General features: G+C 75.0%; 20 protein-coding genes. 10 read left to right on the plus strand and 10 right to left on the minus strand.

Annotation, left to right across the window (positions count from 1 at the left end; all coding sequences use genetic code 11):
- Positions 1–30 precede the first annotated feature (30 nt).
- The gene (locus tag ACFWAR_RS13295) at positions 31–1,200 is read left to right on the plus strand and encodes a glycosyltransferase (protein ID WP_385776329.1); all 1,170 of its coding nucleotides are present in this window, start codon (positions 31–33) and stop codon (positions 1,198–1,200) included.
- 370 nt (positions 1,201–1,570) lie between these two features.
- Here ACFWAR_RS13295 and ACFWAR_RS13300 read toward each other — a convergent pair whose 3' ends face one another.
- Positions 1,571–3,232, minus strand: a complete 1,662-nt coding sequence (locus ACFWAR_RS13300; RefSeq protein WP_385776331.1) for a condensation domain-containing protein — start codon at positions 3,230–3,232, stop codon at positions 1,571–1,573.
- A 184-nt stretch (positions 3,233–3,416) separates the two neighbouring features.
- Between ACFWAR_RS13300 and ACFWAR_RS13305 the strand changes: the two genes are divergently transcribed.
- The gene (locus ACFWAR_RS13305; RefSeq protein WP_385776332.1) at positions 3,417–4,034 is read left to right on the plus strand and encodes a TetR/AcrR family transcriptional regulator; all 618 of its coding nucleotides are present in this window, start codon (positions 3,417–3,419) and stop codon (positions 4,032–4,034) included.
- A gap of 4 nt (positions 4,035–4,038) precedes the next feature.
- Here ACFWAR_RS13305 and ACFWAR_RS13310 read toward each other — a convergent pair whose 3' ends face one another.
- The 3 genes from ACFWAR_RS13310 to ACFWAR_RS13320 are packed head-to-tail and all read right to left on the minus strand — an operon-like array spanning position 4,039 to position 10,640.
- Entirely contained in the window at positions 4,039–4,530 is a 492-nt protein-coding gene (locus ACFWAR_RS13310) for a DUF2871 domain-containing protein (RefSeq protein WP_385776333.1), read from the minus strand.
- Between the two features lie 48 nt (positions 4,531–4,578).
- A complete protein-coding gene (locus tag ACFWAR_RS13315) occupies positions 4,579–5,031 on the minus strand; it encodes a hypothetical protein (RefSeq protein ID WP_385776334.1) in 453 nt (150 codons plus the stop codon).
- A gap of 29 nt (positions 5,032–5,060) precedes the next feature.
- The gene (locus ACFWAR_RS13320) at positions 5,061–10,640 is read right to left on the minus strand and encodes an amino acid adenylation domain-containing protein (RefSeq protein WP_385776336.1); all 5,580 of its coding nucleotides are present in this window, start codon (positions 10,638–10,640) and stop codon (positions 5,061–5,063) included.
- 238 nt (positions 10,641–10,878) lie between these two features.
- Between ACFWAR_RS13320 and ACFWAR_RS13325 the strand changes: the two genes are divergently transcribed.
- From ACFWAR_RS13325 to ACFWAR_RS13350, 6 genes are all read left to right on the plus strand, one after another.
- Positions 10,879–11,415 (plus strand): GNAT family N-acetyltransferase, encoded by a 537-nt coding sequence (locus ACFWAR_RS13325; protein WP_385776338.1) that lies wholly within the window; start codon positions 10,879–10,881, stop codon positions 11,413–11,415.
- A gap of 200 nt (positions 11,416–11,615) precedes the next feature.
- On the plus strand, positions 11,616–11,795 hold the full coding sequence (locus tag ACFWAR_RS13330) for a hypothetical protein (RefSeq protein ID WP_385776340.1): 180 nt from the start codon (positions 11,616–11,618) through the stop codon (positions 11,793–11,795).
- A gap of 12 nt (positions 11,796–11,807) precedes the next feature.
- A complete protein-coding gene (locus ACFWAR_RS13335) occupies positions 11,808–12,404 on the plus strand; it encodes a MauE/DoxX family redox-associated membrane protein (protein WP_385776342.1) in 597 nt (198 codons plus the stop codon).
- The gene (locus ACFWAR_RS13340) at positions 12,401–12,961 is read left to right on the plus strand and encodes a TlpA family protein disulfide reductase (protein ID WP_385776344.1); all 561 of its coding nucleotides are present in this window, start codon (positions 12,401–12,403) and stop codon (positions 12,959–12,961) included. The genes ACFWAR_RS13335 and ACFWAR_RS13340 overlap by 4 nt, the downstream gene beginning before the upstream one ends.
- Positions 12,958–14,808, plus strand: a complete 1,851-nt coding sequence (locus tag ACFWAR_RS13345; RefSeq protein ID WP_385776347.1) for an ABC transporter ATP-binding protein — start codon at positions 12,958–12,960, stop codon at positions 14,806–14,808. The genes ACFWAR_RS13340 and ACFWAR_RS13345 overlap by 4 nt, the downstream gene beginning before the upstream one ends.
- Positions 14,805–15,245, plus strand: coding sequence for a S26 family signal peptidase (locus tag ACFWAR_RS13350; protein ID WP_385776348.1), 441 nt, complete (start codon positions 14,805–14,807; stop codon positions 15,243–15,245). The genes ACFWAR_RS13345 and ACFWAR_RS13350 overlap by 4 nt, the downstream gene beginning before the upstream one ends.
- A 145-nt stretch (positions 15,246–15,390) precedes the next feature.
- Here the strand turns inward: ACFWAR_RS13350 and ACFWAR_RS13355 are convergent, their stop codons facing one another.
- Together ACFWAR_RS13355 and ACFWAR_RS13360 are read right to left on the minus strand one after the other, a co-directional pair.
- Positions 15,391–15,723 carry an acyl carrier protein gene (locus tag ACFWAR_RS13355; protein ID WP_385776349.1) on the minus strand — a complete coding sequence of 111 codons (333 nt, stop codon included), beginning with the start codon at positions 15,721–15,723 and terminating at the stop codon, positions 15,391–15,393.
- Between the two features lie 78 nt (positions 15,724–15,801).
- Positions 15,802–16,038 carry a hypothetical protein gene (locus tag ACFWAR_RS13360; protein WP_385776351.1) on the minus strand — a complete coding sequence of 79 codons (237 nt, stop codon included), beginning with the start codon at positions 16,036–16,038 and terminating at the stop codon, positions 15,802–15,804.
- 383 nt (positions 16,039–16,421) lie between these two features.
- On the opposite strand from ACFWAR_RS13360, the gene ACFWAR_RS13365 reads away from it, so the two are divergent.
- Complete coding sequence (locus ACFWAR_RS13365) at positions 16,422–17,633, plus strand: aminotransferase class V-fold PLP-dependent enzyme (protein ID WP_385776352.1); 1,212 nt, start codon at positions 16,422–16,424, stop codon at positions 17,631–17,633.
- Between the two features lie 19 nt (positions 17,634–17,652).
- Here the strand turns inward: ACFWAR_RS13365 and ACFWAR_RS13370 are convergent, their stop codons facing one another.
- The 4 genes from ACFWAR_RS13370 to ACFWAR_RS13385 form a co-directional block, all read right to left on the minus strand.
- On the minus strand, positions 17,653–18,816 hold the full coding sequence (locus ACFWAR_RS13370; protein ID WP_385776353.1) for an aromatic acid exporter family protein: 1,164 nt from the start codon (positions 18,814–18,816) through the stop codon (positions 17,653–17,655).
- A 67-nt stretch (positions 18,817–18,883) separates the two neighbouring features.
- Positions 18,884–19,459 carry an FABP family protein gene (locus tag ACFWAR_RS13375; RefSeq protein WP_385776354.1) on the minus strand — a complete coding sequence of 192 codons (576 nt, stop codon included), beginning with the start codon at positions 19,457–19,459 and terminating at the stop codon, positions 18,884–18,886.
- A 182-nt stretch (positions 19,460–19,641) separates the two neighbouring features.
- On the minus strand, positions 19,642–20,100 hold the full coding sequence (locus ACFWAR_RS13380) for a MarR family winged helix-turn-helix transcriptional regulator (protein ID WP_385776355.1): 459 nt from the start codon (positions 20,098–20,100) through the stop codon (positions 19,642–19,644).
- Positions 20,097–20,714, minus strand: a complete 618-nt coding sequence (locus tag ACFWAR_RS13385) for a DJ-1/PfpI family protein (RefSeq protein WP_385776357.1) — start codon at positions 20,712–20,714, stop codon at positions 20,097–20,099. The genes ACFWAR_RS13380 and ACFWAR_RS13385 overlap by 4 nt, the downstream gene beginning before the upstream one ends.
- A 191-nt stretch (positions 20,715–20,905) precedes the next feature.
- Between ACFWAR_RS13385 and ACFWAR_RS13390 the strand changes: the two genes are divergently transcribed.
- Complete coding sequence (locus tag ACFWAR_RS13390) at positions 20,906–21,580, plus strand: lysophospholipid acyltransferase family protein (RefSeq protein ID WP_385776359.1); 675 nt, start codon at positions 20,906–20,908, stop codon at positions 21,578–21,580.
- Positions 21,581–21,731: the final 151 nt, after the last annotated feature.

Consider the following 21,731-nt stretch of genomic DNA (forward strand, 5'->3'; position numbering starts at 1 on the left):
TCGTGGTCGGCGCCCCTAGGGTTGGGCCTCATGAGAATCCTCTTTGCCAGCGTGGGCAACTTCGGGCACATATTTCCCTTGCTTCCCTTGGCGAGGGCGGCGCGAGCCGCCGGCCACGAGGTCGCGTTCGCAACGGGTGAGCAGTTCCACCAGACCCTCAGCGAGGCTGGTTTCGAGCCGGTGACGGCAGGCCGGTCCGTGCCCGAGGCATTCATCGAAGCAGCGGGCGGTCGAGCCTTCCTCGAGGCCCACGGCGGCGAGGTCGGTGCCCAGGACGTGCCGCCGGAGGTCCTCGCGAACCTGCACATCAAGGTGTTCGGCTCGGTCCTGCCGCGCTGGGTCGCCGCCGACCTCGCGCCGGTCTTCGAGAGCCGGCAGTTCGACCTGGTCGTGCACGAGGTGCTCAACCCGGGCGCCGGCTTCGCCGCCCGGCTGGCGGGCGTACCGGCCCTCGCGCACGGCGTCGGCCTGCTCGCGCAGGACCACGAGGCCGAGCGGCTCCAGCAGGAGATCCTCGCCACCGCCGCCGACCTGGGCGTCACCGTGCCCGCCGGGCAGGCGCTCACCCTCGGCAACCCCTACATCGACATCTGCCCGCCGTCCCTCCAGGACCGGGCCTTCGTCGAGTCGGGCCAGGCGCGCATCGAGCAGCGGCCCGTCGCCTTCGTCGAGCCGGGCGAACTGCCCGCGGGCCTCGCCGAGTCGGGCGAGCCCTTCGTCTACCTCACCCTGGGCACCGCGCTCGGCTCCGCCGAGAACCTGCGCACCGTGATCGACGGCCTCGCCCCGCTGGGCGTGCCGGTCCTGGTCGCAGCGGGCTTCCGGGTGCAGATCGCCGACCTCGGCGAGCTGCCGGAGCACGTGATCGTCGCTCCCTGGCTGCCGCAGTCCGCGGTGCTGGCGCACGCCGCGCTCGTCGTCCAGCACGGCGGCAGCGGGACCACCCTGGCCACCCTCGAAGCGGGCCTGCCCCAGCTGATCGTGCCGCAGGGCGCCGACGGCCCCGCCAACGGCAAGGCCGTGCGGGACGCGGGTGCGGGCGAGGTGCTCTTCGAACTGTCCGCCGACGCGGTCACCGAGCACGCGCGCAAGATCCTGGGCGACCCCGGCTACCGCGAGGCGGCCGGCAAGATCGCCGCCGAGATCGCCGCGCTGCCCGACCCGGCCGAGATCGCGGCGCGGCTGGCCGAGTTCGCCTGATCGTCCGGGTTACGGGCCCGGACCCCGGGCCCCGGGCTCCGGCCCACCGACCAGGGCCCCGGCCCACCGGCCAGCAGCTACCGGCTCACGGGCCACCGGCCTACCGGCCCACGGGCCACGGGCCCACGGGCCACCGGCTCACGGCCCACCGGCCCCCCCCGGCCGGGGCCACTGACCACCGGATGCGTCGCCCACCGGCTCACGGGCGACGGACCCGCGATGACCACCCCACCGAACTCCCGGGCGTCGGCGCCCCCTCCGACCGCCCGGGCCCCGGAATCCGGTGCGCGCGCTGCCATTCCCCCGTACGGCGCGCGCACCGGATCCTCAGCACCGCATGACCGGGACCCCACCCGGGGCCCGCGGCGAATCAGCCCGAAGCGGCGAGGGACAGCGCGGGCGCCTCCGCCAGGGCGGTGGGCAGCAGGTCCTCCACCGGGTCCGCCTCGCCGGCCGCCGCCAGCGCCGCCAGCGCGGCGCGCAGCTCGTGCGCCAGCTCCGTCGCCTGCGCGCGGTCCAGCGCGCAGGGGGCGAAGTCCAGGGCCAGCAGCGGCTCCTCGCGCCAGCCCAGCACGGTCAGCGCGGCGTCGGCCGTGGCGCCGCCCAGGTGCCCGTGGTGGAAACGGGCGGTCAGTGGGCCCGCCCCGGCGCGCGCGGGCAGCAGGCCGTCGTGGTCCGCGAAGGCGACCTGGACCAGCGGGGTCCGTGACCGGTCCCCGCGCAGCCCGAGTTCGCGCACGAGGGCGTCCGTATCGAGCGCCGCGTGGGCGAGGGCCTCGCCGAAGGCGCAGGCGACCCCGCGCAGGAAGTAGTCGACGCCGCCCTCCAGCTCGCAGCACACCGGCACGCTCGTCGAACCCGGCGCGACCGTGCGCAGGGCCGGGCCCGCGCCGGGCCGCGGCAGCTCGGCGCCCACCAGGAGCCATTCGTGCCCGGAGCGCCGCCCCACGGCGAGCGCCCAGGCCGCGAGCAGCACCGTCCCGTGGGGTACGCCCGCCCGCGCGGCCGTGGCGTCGACCGCGTCCCGCAGCTCCGTGTCCAGGGCGACGGGCAGCCGCTCGCCGCGGAAGTCGAAGACGGCGGGCCGCCGCCCGGGGGCGGTCAGGTCCAGCGCGGACGGGAACTCCCTTATCCGCTCCACGCGTTCGGCGATTCGGTCGGTCGTCCAGGTGACCGATTCCGCGGCCCGCCCGGTCGTCGGGGTCGACGCCGGGCTCGGCGGCGGGCCCGTCGGCGGGCTCGTCCGGGGCATCGGCTGCCGCCCGGCCGCCGCGCGGGCGTAGTCTGCGAGCAGCTCCCGCCAGACCAGGGCCGCCGACCAGGCGTCCGCCACCGCGTCGTGGCAGAGGAAGGACAGCAGGTGCCGCTCCGCGCCCAGCCGGGTCAGGGCGAAGGCGAGGGGCGGCCGGTCCGGGTGCCCGATCAGCCGCTCCACCTCCTGCGCGAGCCGCGCGTGCACGGCGTCGACGGCGGCCTCCCGGTTCGCCGCCGGAGCGCCCGGCAGCTCGGGCAGGACGATCAGGGGCGGGGCGCAGGCGTCGAGCACCCGCCGTACGGGCCCCCGCGCCGCCTGCGGGAACGCGGTCCGCAGCCCCTCGTGCCGCGCGCCCAAGACGCCGAGCGCGCTCCGCAGCACGGCGAGGTCGAGCGGGCCGGCCAGTTCGGCGCTCAGCACCCGGTGCACCGCGCCGGGGCCGACGTAGCGCTGTGCGGTGAGCGGTGCCAACTGCCCCGGAAGCAAGGGGTGTTCGCGCGGCCCGCAGGCGGGGGTCGTGGCCGGTGGCGCGGGAGCCAGGGGAACGGCCCGGGCCAGTACGTCCGTCAGCGGGGCGGCGCCCAGCAGCTGGGCCACGTCGAGCGAGAGTCCCAGCTGTTCGTCGGCGCGCGCCTGGAGCCGCATGGCCTGACCGAGGCCGCCGCCCAGGGTGAGGAAGGGCGAACCCGAGGCCCCGGCCGGCAGCGTGCGCCGGTCGTGGCACAGGACGTCCGCGGCGAGGTCGAGCAGCTCCTCCAGGGGAGTCGGGGTCTGCATGGGGTGGCCCTCTCTGTGGGCGGACTTACCCCGATGCTGCCGACCATGCCTCGAAGGCCACTAGACGATGAGGTCAGAGCGGCGAGGACGGCCCCGGCGCGCGCTGCCGCCCCGGGCTGCTGTCAAAGGCAGGAACCCTATCACTGACCGCTGCAATTGCACCGAAAGTGGTAGCGTGAGGGACATGACTCCCCGAGAGCGACGCCTTCGCGAACAGGGCCAGCGCCGCCAGTTGATCCTCAGCTCGGCCCGCGAGATGGCCGAGGCCGAAGGCTGGGACTTCGTCACCACCCGGCGTCTCGCGGAGCGCATCGAGTACAGCCAGCCCGTGCTCTACCAGCACTTCAAGAACAAGGACGCGATCGTGCACGCGGTGGCCCTGGAGGGCTTCGGCGAACTCGCGGGCGCCCTGCGCGCCGCGCGCGTGCGGCACGCGGGGGCGGATCCGCTGGAGGCGCTGGACGCGGTGGCGCGCGCCTACCTGGCCTTCGCCGCCAAGGGGCCGGTCCTCTACCAGGCGATGCTCACCCTGGACGCGGGCGGCGCGGGGTACGCCGCAGATCCCGGGGACGCGGAACCGGTCGCCCCGCAGCCGGTGCTCGACGCCCTCGCGGAGATCCGCCTGGCCGTCGAACCGGTGGCGCAGGGCCGCGATCCGGAGCTGCTGACCGAGGTGTTGTGGAGCACCTGGCACGGCCTGGCCACCCTCACCCGGGGACGCCGGCTGCGCCCCGACCTCACGCAGGAGCGGCTGGCCGCGCTGACCGGGATCCTGACGGGACCCGCGGCCCCGGTCGGCTGACCGCTCAGCCGGACACCTTCCCGGACTCCGTGGAACCGGCGGCCTGCCCCGGCAGGGTGGCCCGGGCCGCCGCCTCTGCCGCCTCCCCTTCCACGTGCTCCTTCACGCGCTTGCCCAGCAGCGTGAAGAGCAGGATCAGGCCGACCGTCAGGATGATGTGTCCCAGGCCGCCCACCAGCGAGAAGAGTTCGGGCACCTTGTGCCCGAGCACGGTCTGCGTGCCGCGGTAGGTCATGCTCGCGCAGGTGATGGCGATGCCCGCGTTGTAGAACCAGAAGAAGTAGTCGAAGTGCTTCGTCCCCGACAGCGAGAACACCTTGTCGAGACCGAGGACGATCAGCAGGCCGAGCATGCCCAGGGCCAGCAGGTGGGTGTGCACCACCGCGAGCTGGGTCTCCCCGGTGAAGTCGTAGGCCTTGGTGAGTTCCCGGTAGTACAGGCCGGAGATCACTCCGATGATCATGTAGACGTGTGCCGCGTAGAACGTCTTCCGCATGCCTGTGCCCCGCTCCCCTGATGATCACATCGTCCCCGACGAGATCATTCAAGCACTCGGCGCAAGCCTCTTCGCAGGATTGCCCAGATCGCTCAAGTCCCTTTCGAGGGAGCCTCCACCGAGGTTCCACCAGGGCTCGCGCGCGATGCCCGCGGTGGCCGCCGGAGCCGGTGCCAGCTGCTCCGGGGTCAGCTCCGGCAGGTCCACCAGGGCGCCGAACCGTCGTGCCACCTCCCCCGCCTCCGGATCCCCGCCGCACACGAACCGGGGGCGCGGCAGCCCCTTGGTCCCCTTCGCCCAGCGCAGGTAGCGGGCCGCCTCGTCCAGCAGCGTCGCCTCCGGGTCGAGGGTGAAGGTGGGCACGTGCGCGGTGCGCCGCAGGTACGCCCGGCCCAGCGGCATCGAGTCCAGCCGCAGCAGGACCACCTCCACCTCGCCGCGCCCCAGGACGCTCTCGGCGAAGGCGGTGCGCGGGCTCTCGGCAAGCAGGATCGCGTTCATCGTCGGTCTCCCAGGGGGTCGGTGGCGGGCTACAGGTGGTCGGTGGTGCCGTTCGTGCCGTTGACGTCGTCCAGGCCGAGGTCGCCGGGGAGTTCGCCGAGGTGCTCCAGGCACAGCTCGTACACGTCCTCGGAGTGCGTCTCGTGCCATCCGCGCGGTACGGGCGCCCCCGCGGGCCACATCGCGCGGTGCCCGGCGCCGTCCGCGACGACGACGAAGGTCGCGAACGCGTCGGCGAACGGATCGTCCGCCCACGGGTGGTCGAGGATGTGCAGGCTGCCGTCGGTCTCCACCCGGGCCGCGTGCCCGGTCCGCCACATCCGGGCGGTGGCCCCCTGCGGCCCGCCGCCCAGCGGGTCGGGCAGGAAGCTCGCCCCGCTGGCACCCGGCAGGCCCGCGTACCCCTGGGCCACGCCGACCCCCGCGACGTACAGCGAACCGGTGGTCCCGGTGGCCACCGGGCGCAGCCGCGCGTCCAGGACGTAGGCCCGGTAGCCCGGCGCCGGTCGGGTCCGCCCGTCCGGGGTCTGGTCTATGAGCAGGCGGCCCTCGGCCCACCCGGCGCTGTAGGTGAGCGCCGCCCCCTCGGCCCGGGCCAGTGCCACGAGCGCGTCGTCGGCCCGGCCCAGGATGCTCGAGGCACCGTGCTCGCGCAGCCAGCCCAGCACCTCGTAGGCGGTGCCCAGGTGCGCGAGGGCCGGGTCCGGGACGTTCACGCGGGCCCCGGAGACGAAGGCGCCCAGCAGCCCGACCGCCGCGTCCGCGTCCGGATATCCGGTCACCAGCCAGGCGGCGTCGACCTGCCCGCCGTGCCCCAGGCTCGCGGCGGCCAGCGGCCCGGTGCCGATCGCGACGGTGGCCTGCGGGGTGCTCGCCAGCACCACCGGGGCGTCGGGGCCCAGCGGGCTCGTCCGGTCGGCCGAGCGCACCGGCCACTTCCCGTCGGCCGGCAGCAGGTCGGCGGCCGGGTCCCGGACCAGCCGGGCCGCCCGCGACACCGGCGGCAGCAGCCGGTCGGCCGCCTCGTCCAGCAGCAGGACGACGGGCCACACCGCGGCCGGCAACCCGCGCACCGGATCCACCGGCAGGCAGGCGGCGCCCGTCTTGGCGATGGCGAGGGCGGCCACCGCGAAGCCGGTCGGCGACGCGATCGCGGTGACCACCGTGGTGCCCGGACCCGCCTGGTGCGCGATCAGGGCGTGGGCCAACAGGTCCGAGCGCGCGTCGAGTTCGGCGTAGTCCATGCCCGGAGTGAGCGTCGCGCCCGGCATTGCGGGGACCGCGGAGCCGCCGATGCCGGTCAGACCCGCGATCCCCGCCAGGCCCGCCAGCCCCGCCGGACCGGCCAGCGGCGCGAGGCCGCTCAGGTCCGTCAGCCCGGCCGGACCGCCCGTGGCGCCGCCGGACAGCGCCGGAGCGCCGGGCGCACGGGCCACCTGGGCCGCGAACAGGGAGGCCACGCTGCGCACCGGCAGCTCCAGATGCTCCCCGAGCCAGGGGCCGACGGTCCGCGCCGACACCTCGCCCGGCAGCGGCCGCAGTCGGCTCAGTGCGCTGTGCGGTGCCTCCAGGGCCGCTTCCAGCAGCGCGACCAACTGCCCGGTCAGATGCGCGGCCGCGGTCTCGCCGATCGCCTCGTGCTGGAAGACCGCGCTCAGCGCGAGCCCGCCGGGCGCCCCGGCCGGGGTCTGCCGCTCGGTCAGGGTCAGGGCCAGGGCGGCCGCCCGGTGCGGGAGTTGGGCGTCCTCCGCGCAGACGGTCAACCCGGCGCCCTCGAACTCGCCGCCCGTCTCCTGGAGCAGCGCGAGCGCGATCCCGCCCGGCAGGGCCAGCGCCGCGTCCCCGCGCCGGTAGGCCGCGAGGTCCGCGGCGCGCACCCGGGCCAGCAGCTCCGTGAAGGCCGGGTCCCCCGAGGTCTCGACCGACAGGGCCAGCACCCGCCCGTACGGACCCACCGCGCCCCGCAGCGCCGCGCCGTCCCGGGCGGGCACCGGAGCGGCCAGCGTGACGGGGGACCGGGCCCCGAGCCGGGTCAGCAGCGCCGCGAGCGCCGCGTGGACCACCATGAACAGGGTGGCCCCGTGCTCGGCGGCCAGCAGGGCCAGCCGCTCGTGCAGGGCGGGGCCCAGGCCGCTCGCCAGCGTGCCGAGCGTGGCGTCGGCCCGGTCGGGCCCGCTGCCCGGGGCCGAGGTGGGCTCCAGATCCCCGTACATCGCCCGGGGCGCGCCCTGCGGCGCGGGGGTCGGCCAGCGCGGGGAGTCCCCGGTGGCGCGGGCCCCGTAGGCCAGGGCCAGTTCGGCGGCCAGCGGCGTGTGCGACCACAGGTCGACCGACTCGCCCGGCAGGGTCAGTTCCAGCACGTGGTCGTCGGCGGCCAGGGCGCGCAGCCGGGTGCCCGCCGAGCCCAGGCGGCTGTTGCGCAGCGCCTCGTGCCGCCCGCCCAGGTCCCGCAGCGCCTCCTCCAGCGCGCGCACGCTCAGCGCCCCGCGCAGCCGCAGCGGCAGGACGGCGCTGCCGGTGGCGTTCCCGGCGGGACCGGTGGCGGTGGCCGGGCTGTCCCCGACCAGCGCGGCGAACAGGGCCGGGGTCGGGGCGTCGTACAGGGCGCGCGGGCCGGGGTCGACGCCGAGCGCGTGCCGGGCGCGGGCCAGCAGCCGGGCCGAGGCCAGCGAGTGGCCGCCGAGCGCGAAGAAGTCGCAGTCCGCGCTGACCGCGCGCCGCGGCAGGCCGAGCACCTCGGCGAACAGGTCGCGCACGATCTCCTGGACGGGGGTGCCCGGCTGGGTGCCCGGCCGCCTCCCGCCGAAGGCCGGTGCGGGCAGCGCCGCCCGGTCGAGCTTGCCGCTGGGGGTGAGCGGCAGGGCCTCCAGGAGCAGCAGGGCGGAGGGGGTCATGTAGTCGGGCAGCCGCTCCTGGAGGTGGGCGCGCAGCACCACCTCGACGTCGACGGCGTGGTCGAAGGCGGTCGGGGTGTTCGCCCCACCGGCGCTCGCCCCACCGGCGGTCGCCGCGCCGTCCGGCGCCGCGGTCGCGGGGCCCGTGTACGCCGCGTGCAGGGCGCCGTACGGGATCCGCGCCGGGTCGAGGAGGACCAGGTCCAGGCTGCCGTCGTGCCGCGCCGACCAGGTCGGCACGGCTCGGTAGCCCGCGCCCTCCGCCGCCGTGCACAGCTCCTCCGGGTCTGGTGCGCCGCCCGGCTCGGTGAGCCGGGCCCGCGCCGCGGCCACGCTGCCCCCGGCCTCCAGGGTGCGCAGGGCCGCCCGCTCGCCGTGCAGCCGGGCGTTGGGGATCCCGGTCAGTCGCAGCACGGCCGGGCGGTGCTCCCCGAGGTGCGCGGCCAGCTCGGCGACCGTGCCCACGCCCTGGCCCCAGGGCAGTGCGGGGGCTGCCGCGAGGTCGGCGACGGGCTCGGCGGTGCTGAGGACGACGTCGTAGCGGTAGCGGGTCAGCTCGTTGTGGTCGGCGCCGCGCTTGGCCCGTACGTCGACCGCGCGGATCTGCGGGAACCGCTCGGCCAGGTCGCCGAACAGGGCCGGGTCCAGCAGGAGTTCGGTCTCCAGGGCGACCCGCCGCGCCACCGCGCGCAGGACGGCCGCGGGGTCCTGCGCCGCGTCGCCCCGCCGCTCCCCGAGGTGGGCCAGTTCGATCCCGGTCCGCAAGGGGCGGGCCAGGCCGAGGTGGCGCAGGTCGCCGAGCAGGATCGAGCCGCCGGGGGCGAGCAGGGGCAGCACGCGGCCGATGACGGTGTGCAGCCGGTCCAGGTCCGGGAAGTACTGGGCGACGGAGTTGAGCACGACGGTGTCGAAGTGCCCGACGGGCAGCCCCGCGGTGTCCTGCGCCTCCCGGCAGCTGAGCCGCACCTTGCCGCGCAGCCGCCCGTCCGCCCGGGTCTGCGCGTACAGGGCGTCGATGACGGTGGGGGAGAAGTCGGTGGCCCAGTACTCCTCGCACTGCGCGGACCGGGCCAGCGGGGCCATCAGCAGTCCGGTGCCGACGCCGATCTCCAGGATCCGGCGCTGGCCGAGCTCGCGGATCCGGTCGAGCGTGGCCGCGCGCCAGGCGCGCAGCTGGGCCGGGGGCAGCGGCAGCGCGTCGTAACTGCTGTCCCAGCCGACGAAGTTCTCGCCGAGGCCGCCCGAGCGGGCGTCCTGGTGGAGGGTCTCGAAGATCTCCCGCCAGGCGGTGACCTGCCCGGCCGGGTCCGCGGCCGGTGGCGCGAGCGGGGCGGGCACCACGTGGGCGACCAGGCGGCGCTCGCCGTCCTCGGCCTCGTGCACCGAGACCACGGACTCGGCGACGGCCGGGTGGGCGCCCAGCACCGCCTCGATCTCGCCCAGCTCGATCCGGTGCCCGCGCAGGGTGACCTGTTTGTCGACCCGGCCGAGGAACTCCAACTCGCCGTCCTCGCGCAGCCGTACGAGGTCACCCGTGCGGTAGAGGCGACCGCCGCCGGGGGTGAAGCGGTCCTCGACGAAGCGCTCCGCCGTGAGCCGCCCGCGGGGGCCGGGCTCGCTCCGCGAGAGGTAGCCGGTGGCCAGCCCCGGCCCGCCCAGCAGCAGTTCGCCGGAGCCGCCCGGGCCCACCCGGACGCCGTCGCGGTCCACGACGACGGCGACGGTGGCCCCCAGCGGCCGCCCGATCGGGATGGTGCGGGCGTCCTCGTCGGGCTCGGTGACCTCGTGCCAGGTGGCGAAGGCGGTGGCCTCGGTGGGCCCGTACATGTGCAGCAGCCGGTTCGGCGGCCCGGCCCGGAACACCTCGCGCACCCGGCGCGGGTCGCAGGGCTCGCCGCCGAAGAGCAGCGCGCGCAGCGGGGCGAAGGCGGCCGGGCGCTCCCGGGCGATCCGGTGGAAGAGCGGGGTGGTCAGGAAGGCGACGGTGACGCCCTGGTCGCGGACCGCCCGCTCGAAGCGGGCCGGGTCGGTGACGGTGTCCCGGGTCAGCCCGGCGAGGCGGGCCCCGGCGGCGAGGGTCGACCAGATCTCGAAGGTGATCGCGTCGAAGGCGGGGCTGGCGGCCTGGGCGACCACGTCCCGCGGGCCGAGGCGCAGGAAGTCGCCCGAGCCGACGAGGTCGAGGACGGCGCGGTGCGGGACGACGACCCCCCTGGGGGCGCCGCTCGTACCGGAGGTGTAGCAGACGTAGGCCGCGTCCTCGGGGCCCGGCACCGGCGCGCGCAGCGCGGCGAGTGCGGAGGGGCGCTCGGAGATGGAGGTGGCGTCGCCGTCCACGGCGACGACGACCGCGCCGAGGTCGGCGTAGTCGGCGGCGAAGGCGCCCTCGGTGACCACGGCGCGCGCCGCGCTGTCCTCGACGATCAGGCGCCGCCGCTCGCCGGGGTGCGCCGGGTCGACGGGCACGTACGCCGCGCCCGTCCGGACGATGGCGAGGAAGGCGGTCACCAGGTCCGGCCCCGGCCGCAGCGCGGTCACCACGCGGTCGCCCGGGCGTACGCCGAGGGCGCCGAGGTGGGCGGCGAGCCGGTTGGCCGCGAGGCTCAACTCCCGGTAGGAGAGCGAGACTTCGTCGCCCCCTCCGGCCGGGTGGGTGACGGCGGTCGCCTCGGGCCGCGCGAGCACGTGCTGTTCGATGAGGCCGGAGAGTGACATCAAGGCGGTAGCTCCTTCGACAGCGGCGACCGGACTGGCGGCGACCGGACTGGCGGCGACCGGGCTGGGGGGTGACCGGGCGGTGCGCGAGTGGGCTGTGCGCGAGTGGGCTGTGAGGCTTGGCAAAACCTTGCCTCGATGTTGGCAAGCGGATCCTGAGCCTCTGTACAAGAACGCATGAAGACTGGTGGAACCACAGGTGGGAGGGGGTGCCGCGGCACTCTTGTACGATCACCGGATGGCACAGGACGAGTTGTCACAAGCACCCGCCGTGGTGCTGCGGCCGGTGACGGCAGCGGATCTGGACCGGTTCGAGGCGGAGTTCGCCGGACCGCACGGCCCCGGGCCCTACCAGTGGTACGGCCACACGCCGGCCCTGCGCGCACGGCAGGCGCTCGCGGAGCGGGGGCTGCTGGGCGGCGACGAGAACATGCTGTCCGTCGCCGTCGGCGACACCCTCGTCGGGCGCGTCGAATGGCTGCGGCGGGCCTGGGGACGGGCGGACACCTCGTCCTGCTGGGAGATCGCGATCGGGCTCTTCGCCGCGCACCGCGGCCGGGGCATCGGCACCCGGGCGCAGCGGCAGCTCGTCGACTACCTCTTCGAGCACACCCGGGCCGAACGCGTCCAGGTGTGCACCGACGTCGACAACATCGCGGAACAACGGGCCGTCCTCAAGGCCGGCTTCGAACTGGAGGGCCGCATCCGCCGCGCCCAGTGGCGCGCGGGTACCTGGCACGACCAGCTGATCTACTCGGTGCTGCGCACGCCCTGACCGGCCTAAGCCCACCGCCCCCGACGCAGCCCCAGGTCCATGACCTGGGGCTGCGTCGTCGTCCCGGCCCCCGGCGCGCGCCCGCGGGTGGATGACCGGCCGGTTGGTGAGCGGCCGGTTGGTGAGCGGTTGGAGGCGCGTTGGTGGAGCAGGACAGGCTCGGGTCCGTCAAAGATCACGTTCCACACAGGGGAGACGCAATGACCAAGACCGTGCTGTCGATGGGTTCGAAGATCGCCGGGTCGCTGCTGCCGAAGAAGACGGCCTCGGCGGGGTGCGCCCCGACCTGCTGGCAGCAGCCCAAGTGCGGCGAGCGGAACCAGTGCGGCTACATCGAGTGCTGCTACACGGCGTCCTGCGGCTACAAGTGCTCCGTCTGATCACATGATCTCGTGCCGGTCGGCTTCGACAACGGGCCGACCGGCACGGCCGTGCCCGAGAGGCATCCGATGGCCCTGTTCCTCTTCTCCGGGCGAGTGCTCTTCTTCGCGGTCTTCGCCCTGTCCACCGCACTCAAAGTCCGCAACTTCGCCTCGTTCCGACGCCATGTGGCCACCACGCTGACGGGAGCCGGGCCCTGGGCATCCGTCGCCGCCCGGGGAGCCGTGGGCGCGGAGGTGGTCGCGTTCTGCTCCATGCTCCTGCCGGGATCCCTCGTGTGGTGCGGCTTCCTCTGGGTCGCCGCTCTCCTGAGCGCCTTCACGGCGTACCTGATCGCCCTCCTGCGCAGCGGCCGCGGCAGCTCCTGCGGCTGCATGGGGGAGCCGGACCGACCGGCTTCCTGGCCGCACGTCGTGCGCAACTCCCTCCTGACGCTCGTGGCAGCGGGGCTGCTGACGTGCCTGCTCACCGGGGGCGAGGGCACGGGAGCGCGGGCGGAGGAACTGCTCGCGGGGGCACTGCCGGCCCTCGCCGCGGCCGCCCTCGTCGTGTGGTTCGACGACGTCCTCACCTTCTTCCACGCACCCCTATCGGAGGCCAAGCGATGAACACCACCCTCTCCCTCCTGGCCCTGGCCTTCGCCAGCGTCGCCCTCCTGCTGTCCGTGGCCGTCGCCCGCAGGACGAAGCAGGTGCTCGACGGGCAGCACGACGACACGGCCGCGCGGCCCGTGGTTCCGGTCGGCAAGCAGTTCCCCCAGGACACGCCCCTGACGGGGCTGCGGGGAGAAGCCGTGCCGCTCGGCGCGGACCAGCGGGACCCGGTCCTGCTGGGCGTCTTCTCCGCGGGCTGCGCGGGCTGCGCCGATCAACTGCCGGTCTTCAAGGAGCGGATCCGGCGCCACCACGTCGAACGGGGCAGGGTCGTCTCCTTCGTCGTCGGCGAGGGGCCGTTGGCCGACGAGTTCGTGCGGGAACTGGACGACGTCGGCAGCGTCGTGCGCCAGGACGTCGACGGTCCGGTGCTCGAACCGCTCGGTGTCAGGAACTTCCCCGCCTTCGGCGTGGTGGACGCGAGCGGCCAGGTGGTCTTCTGGGCCAACCAGGCGCCGTCCCTGGACGACGTCCTCGACCGGTTCGCGGGCGACCCCGAGGTCGCGAGGTGAAACTGCGGGACACCGGACGCAACTGCCTGGCCGTGTCGGGCGTCGTCTTCCGCCGCGGCGGGCCCCATCCCTACGTCCTTCTGGTGGCGAGCCTGCTGGCGGGGCTGGTCCCCCCGGCCGCGGCCTGGGGGATGGCGCACCTCCTGGAGGGTCTGGCCGCGCCGGACGCGACGGCGGCCCCCACCGCGGCGGTCGCCGTGATCGCGGCGGCGGGCGCCGGGGGACTGTTCGTGCCCCACGTCCTCCAGTACGCGCAGTCCTGCTTGAACCGGTCCGTCGAGACGCACATGCAGAACGAGATCTTCGGCAAGCTCGGACGTCTCCCGTACCTGTCGTCCTTCGAGGACCCCACCCTGCTCAACCGCGTCAACCTCGCCCAGGAGACGGCGCACGCGGTGCCGGGCCAGATCGCGGGCGGTGCCTTCAGCTCCCTCCAGTCGCTCACCACGATCATCGGGTTCTCCGCCGCCCTCGCGGCGGTCGAGCCCCTGCTCCTCCTCGCGGTGCTCGCGGTCGCCGTCCACGTGCTGTTCGTCGAGATCGCCATGTCCCGGCTCGGCGCCGAGGCCATGCGGGAGACCATGACGGCGGCCCGCAGACAGACCTTCTACCGCGTGATGCTGACCGGTGCGAGCACCATGCAGGAGGCCATGATGCTGGGTCTCGGCACGTTCTGGCTGGGCCGACTGCGGGCGGACCTGGCGCAGTCGCACCGGGCCCTCGGGGCGGTGGACCGCAAGTCGCTCGCCCGGCAGGTGCCCGTCCTCGTGGCGAACGCGCTGGTGGTGGCGGGAGCCATGTACTGGGTCGCCACCGAAGTCGCGAAGGGCCGGCTGTCCATCGGCGACGTGACCATCGTCCTGTCCGGCATCGCCGCTCTGACGGCCGGCTTCGCGGCCATGGCCAGTACCGCGGGCGGTACGGTCAAGGGACTGCTCCTCTTCGACGACTACCGCGCGCTCATGGCCCTCCCCGAACGCCGAGCGGCCGCCGCACACCGCGCCGCCGCGCCGCTGACGGACCGCATCAGCGTCCGCGACCTGTGGTTCCGCTACGCGGAGGACTCCGACTGGGTGCTGCGCGGCGTCTCCTTCGACCTGGTGCCGGGGACGACAACGGCCCTGGTGGGCGTGAACGGAGCGGGGAAGAGCACCCTGGTCAAGCTGCTCTGCGGGCTGTACGAGCCGACGCGAGGCGCCGTCCGCTGGGACGGGACCGACATCCGCGCCCTCGGCGCCGAGGGGTTCCGGGACCGCATCGCCACCGTCTTCCAGGACTTCGTGTCCCATGACCTGACGGCCGCGCAGAACATCGGCATAGGCGACCTGCCGCACGCGACCGATCGCGGGCGGATCCGCGACGCGGCGCGGGCAGCCGACGTCGACCGCATCATCGACGGTCTTCCCCGGGGCTACGACACCTACTTGAGCAGGGCCTTCCTCTCCAATCCGTCCGGCGACCGGCAGTCTCCCGTCTCGCTGTCCGGCGGACAGTGGCAACGGCTGGCGATCGGGCGGGCGTTCATGAGGGCCGACCGGGACCTGGTCATCCTGGACGAGCCGGGGTCGGGCATGGACGCCGGCGCCGAGGCGGACATGGGGCGCCGAATGGGCGAGTTCGCGCCGCAGGCCGCGAAGGTGCTCGTCTCCCACCGGATGAACGCCGTGCGCACGGCCGACCACATCGTCGTCCTCAAGGACGGGCTGGTCGCGGAGGCCGGTTCGCACGAGGCGCTCATGCGGTTGGGCGGCGAGTACCACCGGCTCTTCGAATCGCAGGCGAGCGGCTACCGGAGCGCCCCGGCCGAAGCCCCGCGGGCCGAGACGGTGTCCGGGAGCGCCTCGTGATCGCGCTCGCCGTCGCGGGTGCCATCGGCGCGTTGCTGGTCGCGCTCTGGGCGGTGCACCGGTACGAACTCCTCTCCCTCGTCGAGGTGAGCGGGTCCAGCATGGCACCCGACTTCCGGCCGGGGGACCGTGTCCTGGCCGTGCGGAAGGGGTCCTGGCTGCCCCTGCGCCGGGGCTGCGCCGTGATCGTGGACCGGACCGATCCGGACGGTGGACCGGGGGAACGCCCGCCCGCCCTCTTCCTCAAGCGCCTGGTCGCGGTGCCGGGCGATCCGGTCCCGGCCCCCTTCACGGACCTGCCCGGTTTCGGGCCGGGCGAACGGGTGCCCCCGGGGCGGTTCCTGGTCCTCGGCCGACACCACGCCAGCGTCGACTCCAAGCAGTGGGGGTACCTGCGCCGCAGCGATGTCCGGGCGGTCGTCATCGGCCGCGTCTGACCCCCTCGGCCGCGTCTGACCCCTCGCCCCCGGATGACCGGAGCCCCTGCACGACCGGAGCCCTCCCTGTACGACCGGAGCCCTCCCCGCATGACCGAAGCCCCCGTCGCGGTCGGATGACCGGCGGGGGCTTCGCGGTGGTTGGTCAGGCTACGGCCCAGGGGCCGAGGTCGCGGGTGTGGTGGCCTGCCGCGACGGGGCGCTCCTGGTCCCAGGAGGGCTGCAGCGCGGCGGAGAGTATGCCCCACAGCTGGCCGGCCGTGAGGGAGTGCACGGGGATGACGACCTGTCCGGCGAGGCTGGTGCGAAAGGCCCGCTCCAGTGAGCTGACGATGCCGATGAGGGCCATCGAGTCCAGCCCGTACGCGTCCATCGGGACGTCGGCCGCGGGCCGCTTGTCCTTGCCGAGCCCGGGCAGGCCCTGGCGCAGGACGGTCTCGAACTTCGCGTTCCACGGTGCGTGGGCGATCTGTGCCATCGGGGACTTCCTTCCGGGGCGGCAGTGCTGGTGCTCCTCGCAGCACCGTGCCGCATCCAGCTAGAGCCGCCGTGGAGGTTACGGCCAGCCGATGTTGGTGGTGGGGGCCGGGGTCGGCGCCGGGGTGGTGGGGGCCGGGGTGGTGGGCGGGGCGACCGGCCAACCGATGTTCTCGGTCCCGCCGTCGGCGACGGCGGTGACCCCGGTGGGCGGGGCGACCGGCCAGCCGATGTCGGCGTTGGCGATCCCACCGGCGGTGAGGAGGGCGGCGGCGGCGAGGGCGGCGGTGGCGATGAGGCGGGCGATGTTCTTCATGGTGTCCTCCGTGGCAATTGTTTGATCCGACTTGGCAACCTCTCTGCCAAGAAGATTGGCAACGCCCACTGGAAAACCGCTCGGAATGCGCTGGAGAAGGGGTGGAGAACCCCAGAAAATGCCCCGCATTTGCCACCTCGGCCCGTGCTGTTTGCCCTGATGCATGGCTCTGACCTGCATGAATGATGGGTCGGCAAGAGGGGCGGTGAATGTTGCCAAGAGTTGCCAAGAAGGGGTGGGCAAGGGTTGCCGGGCCCGTCACCTAGAGTCCCGCCTGAGCGGATGTTGCCAAGCATTGCCAAGCTGGCTCGTTGGTGGGCAACATATTGCCAAGTTAGTTGGCAAGTCTTGGTACACCCCAACTGTGGGGGGAGGCCCCTGAAATGAACACGGCTCACCTCAACACGGCGGGCACCGGCCGGATGCCGGCCGCCGTGCGCGCCGTACTCGCCGACGCCACCGCCCGCGACGACCTCTACGGCCCCTACGACCTGGAGGAGCGCCTCGGCGCCGTCCTGCACACCGAGGTCTACGCCCGACTCGGCGCCCTCCTCGGCGTTCCGGCCGCGCACACCGCGCTGTTCGAGGGCGCGGCCGACGCCTTCGCGTTCTGCCTCTCGGGCCTCGCCCTGACCCCCGGCGACCGGATCTGGACCACCCCGTACGAGGGCGTGGCCCACCTGACCGCCCTGCGCGCCCTGCGCGACCGTGCGCACTGCGCGCTGGAGGTCGTCCCGCTGCGTGCCGACGGGGAGCTCGACCTGGAGTGGATGGCCGCCCACCTCGACGAGGACGTCGCCCTGGTCTCCGTCACCCACGTCGCCGCCACCGTCGGCACGGTCAGCCCGGTCGAGGCCGTCGGGCGGCTGCTGGCCGGCCACCGGGCCCGGTACGCGGTCGACGCCTCGCACTCCGTCGGGCGGCTGCCCGTCGACGCCGCGGCCATCGGCTGCGACCTGCTCACCGCGGACGGCTGGCGCTTCCTCCGCGGCCCCGACGCGATCGGCTTCGCCTACGTCGCCCCCGCACTGCGGGCGCTGCTCAGCGGCCGGGCGCACCGGCAGCCCGCCCCGGCGGCCGTCGCCGCTCTGCACGAGGCCCTGGCCCACCACGCGGCGGCCGCGCTGCTGCCCTGGCGCGACCTGGAGGCCGCCCTGCGCGCGGTCCTGGAGCGCACCCCCGGCATCGAACTGCTCACCGCGGGCGCGGGAGGATCCGGAATCCTCGCCTTCCGTCACGCCGAACTGCCCGCCGCGCTGATCCGGCGCGCACTGGCCCGGCGCGGGGTCGTGGTGTGGAAGACGGTGGCCCAGGAGACGCCCCTCCACCTTCCGGCCCGGGGCGTCACCACCGCGTTGCGGGCCTCGGTCCACTACGACAACACCCCCGAGGACGTCACCCGCTTCGACGAGGCCCTCCAGGACGTGCTCCGGGAACTGCGGGAGGACCTGCGGAAGGAGGAGCTGCGGGCGCGGGAGCCGCGCGCGGGCGAACGCACCGCCCCGGTCCGCCTCCACGCCCCCACCGCCACCGGCCCGACCCGCACCCCGACCCGCCGCGGCCACCTGAGCCTCGTACAGGGCGCGGCGAGCTGAGACGACGTCTAGGGGGTGTCTAACGGAAGGCCGACGGGTGGGGGCCGTGGTCCAGGTCGAGTTCGTGGAGGACCTTGCGCGCGTCCTCCAGGATTCCGGCCGTGCACAGCACCCGCCACTGCCCGTACGCCGGTGACTGCGCGAGTGCGGTGGCCAGGAAGCGGGCCTCGGCGCCGCCCTGGAGGTGCCGGAGGCGCTCGCGGCGGTCCTCGGCGGGGCGTTCGGCCGCGATGTGGTGGTCGGCGATCTCCGTGACCAGCCGGGCGAGGTCGCCCAGCAGGGCGTCCAGACCCGCCGGGGCGGGCGCCGGCTCCGGACGCAGGACGGGGTCGCGCTGGTCCCAGTGCAGGGCGGGCGGCCGGCCCTCGCGGAAGGTGAGGTTGTACAGGCCCCGGGCGATGCCGCGCAGTTGGTGGCTGACGTGCTCCAGCGCGGCCGAGGCCTCCGCGAGCCGGGCGACGGCTTCCGCGCCGGTCCGGGTGCGCCAGCGCGCCGCCTCGTGGGCCTGCCGCACCGCGGACCGGACCAGGTCCAGGCGGCTGCTCAGGCCGCGGGCCCGCCGTACCCAGTCGCCCGCCTCCCCGGTCCACGTGCCGTCGGCGAGCCCCTGCGACATGGCGTCCAGCAGGGCCGCCATGTCCCGGGTGAGGCGGCTCGTCTCCTCCCGGGCCCGCCGGGTGAAGCCGGCGGTCGGTACGAACAGGGCGACGGCGGTGCCGACCAGCACGCCGAGCACGTTCTCCTCGATGCGGGCGGTGCCGTAACCCAGCTGTTCGCTGCTGCCGACGACGAGTACGGCGGTCATGGCGATCTGGTGGGTCTGGGAGCCCAACCGCAGCAGCCGCCCGGCGACCATGCCGATCAGGGTGACCAGGAAGACGGTCGCCAGCCCGGCGCCGACGAGCGCCGCCGCGGCCGCCCCGAGCAGGACCCCGCCGACGATTCCGGCCGCCCGTTGGAACGACTTGCGCGCGGTGGCGTACGCCGTTGCCTGGGCGACCAGGATCGCGCCGACGGGCGCCAGTACCGGCTGGGGCAGGTCGATCAGGTCGGCGGCGATCCACCAGGACAGCGTGGCGGCGATCACGGTCTTGAGGAGGGTGTTCCCGTCCCCCAGACCGGCCGCGGCCCGCGCGGCCAGCCGACGCGGGGCGCTGACGGTGGGGTGGGGGCTCCCTGACATCCTGCGCGCCTTCCGGCCGGTGGTGCTCTGCGGCTACGGGGGCGACCGTACCGACGGGCGCCCGGCGCTACCCGGCGGACACGCCCTGGTCCCCGGCGCGCCGCAGCCGCGCCGAGAGGTGGTGCTGGAGCGGTTGGCCGACGGCCGCGAGGTCGTGGACGAAGGTGAGGGCGCCGTCCTCGGTCAGGGTGTAGCGCCGACGGGTGGCGTTGACCTCCTTGGCCGTGGGCGCGAGGGCCACCTCGTGGGTGGCCAGGTCGACCGCGGTGCCGTCCGCGCGGCCGACCAGGATCTCCGCGATGCCCGTCGGTTGGGTGATCAGCGCCTCCACCCGGCCGTCGGGCTGGAGCCGCCACCAGCCGCTCTCGCGGGCCGACGGCCGCAGCGGCGCGTCGTCGGCGTCCAGCAGCCAGGCCCGGGTCTCGTAGTGCAGGAAGGGCCGGCCGTCGTGGCTGAAGGTGACCTCCTGCGCGTACGTGAACTCCCCGCCGAGCGTGGGGTACCCGCCGCGCCCCCGCCCGTGCCAGGTGCCGAGGAGGCCGAGCACCGGCCCCAACAGCGGGTGCGGGGCGGGGGCCGCGTCCGGGTGGTGGGCGTCGGGGTACGGGTGCGGGTGCGGGTGCCCTGGTGCGGGGTCGAACACGGTGTGCGCTCCTGGTTTTGGTGCCGTGTGGTGCCGCCGGAAGCCTAGGGGGTCGCGTGCGGGGTCGCGTGCGGGGTCGCGTGCCGGGCCGCGTGCGGGTCCGCGTGCCCTCCGGGGGCGCCTCAAACGCCGGCGGGGCTGGGTTTGGCTCCGCTCGCGCCCCCGGAGGGGCGGTGGGTCGGTTACGGCGTCGGGTCTGTTGTGATCGTGTCCAGGGCCGTGCTGAGGCGGTGGAGGACCCGTACCGTCTCGTCGAAGGCGTCCTGGCTGCCCAGTTCGTGCAGGAGCCGGGCCGCCAGGTCCGCGTGGCCCGGTTCGATCCGGCTGATCGCCGTACGGCCCTCGGCGGTGGGGCACAGGAGCTTCGCTCGCCGGTGCGCCGGGTTGGGCGCGTACGCGGCGAGGCCCCGGCGCACCAGGAGGTCGGCGATGCGCTGGACGCTCTGCCGGGTGATGCCCATGGCCCGGGCGATCCCGGCGACCGGCAGCGGTTCGTGGAGCACGGCGCCCAGGACCTGCCACCAGGCGGCGGTGAGACCGGCGGGCGCGGCCAGTTCCTCGGAGACGGCGAGGAACTGGCCGTTCAGCCGGAAGACCGACAGCGCGGTCCCCGACAGCGCGTCCTGCGCGGCCCGACTCACGCGTTGAGCTCGGCGTAGGCGGCCGGGTCGGAGTGGTGGAAGAGCCGGTACCAGGCGTCGAGCGTGCCGCCCTCGAAGGCGCCGAGCCGCCCGAGGACCTCGCGGGCGAAGGCGACCGGCTCGGTCGGCCCCGCAGTGATGAGGTCGCCCGCGGTGACGGCGTCGGCGTCGGCGTAGTGGGCGGCGCCCCGGTAGCCGGTCGCGGCGAGGTACTCGGGCGCGGCGCCGGTGTGCGCGCGGTCGTCCAGCAGCCCCTCGCGGGCGAGGCCCGCCGTGGCTCCGCAGATGGCGGCGACGGGGACGCCCGCGTCCAGGAAGGCCCGGGCGGCGCCCGCGAAGGCGGCCAGCTCGTCGCCCGCGTCCCAGAGATCGGCTCCGGGCAGCAGGAGCAGGGCGCTGTCCTCGGGGCGCAGGTCTTCGAGAGCGAGGTCGGGGGTGATGCGCAGGCCGCCCATGCTGCGGACGGGCTCCGTGGAGAGGCCGACGGTACGCACCTCGTACCCGGTGCGGGCCAGCCAGGCGGTCGCGTGCCCGGTCTCCCAGTCGGCGAGGGTGTCGTAGACGGCGAGGTGCACGGTGCGGGGGGTGGGGTGCGCGGGATTCGTGGGATGCATGGGGTCCTCCGGGTCGCTGCCGGCCTGTTGCCTCTATGTCAGTATCCTGTCAATTCGACAGCCTGCTGTCAATATGCCGAGGCTCCCTGAGTACGGCGCCCCCGCCGAGATGAGCATGATCACTCAGGACGGGGCCGGGGCACCGGCCGGACGATGTGGGCACGCACCGCGTTCCCGCCCCGGAGGCCCCCTTGCTCAGCCGCACCGCCGCATCGCTGCTCCCCCTGTTCGCCGGGCTGTCCGTTTCCGGGACGCTCGTCCCCGCGGGAGGGCCGGGCACGGTCCTGGTCGCCAACCACACCTCGCTCACCGACCCGGCCGTGGTGCTCGCCGCACTGCACCGGCTCGGGGTGCGGCCGGTCGTCATGGCGACGGCGGGCCTGTGGCGCGTGCCGCTGCTCGGGCGCGCCCTCACCGCGGAGGGGCACGTCCCGGTCGCCCGCGGGACGGACCGCGCCGCCGCCGCACTCGACGCGGCCGCCGAGGCGCTCGCGCGGGGCCGGGTGTTGCTGATGTACGCGGAAGGGTGCCTGCCCGCGCGCACGGACGCGGCGGAGTCGGCCCCGGGGCCGTTCCGCAGCGGACTGGCCCGGCTCACCGAGCGCACCGGCGCCCTCGTCGTGCCGGTCGGCCAGGCGGGCTCGCGCCGACTCTCGTCCGGGAGCACCGCCAAGCAGCTGGCGGGAGTGGTCACCGCGCCCCTGCGCCGCCCGTCGCTCCACGTGCACGTGGGCGCTCCCGTGCGGCTGACCGGCGACGTCACGGCCCGCACCGCCCAGGCCCGCGCGGCGGTCACCGACGCCTGGCGCACCGCGGCCGAGCGGGTGGGGGAGCCCGCTCCCCGCTCCTCCGCGAGCGCCCGGTAGTACCGCACGCACGCCCCGACCGGCCCTCCCCCCGGGGAAAACCGCTGGCCCCCGACGGGCCGCCCGGTACCCTGGAGCCATGTCTTCGCCCCGGGTCTCCTAGCTCCGACACACGCTTCCACGCCACCCGTGTGTCCTTTTTTTGCTAGCC

Source organism: Streptomyces sp. NPDC059917 (assembly GCF_042730635.1).
Taxonomy (GTDB): Bacteria; Actinomycetota; Actinomycetes; order Streptomycetales; family Streptomycetaceae; genus Streptomyces.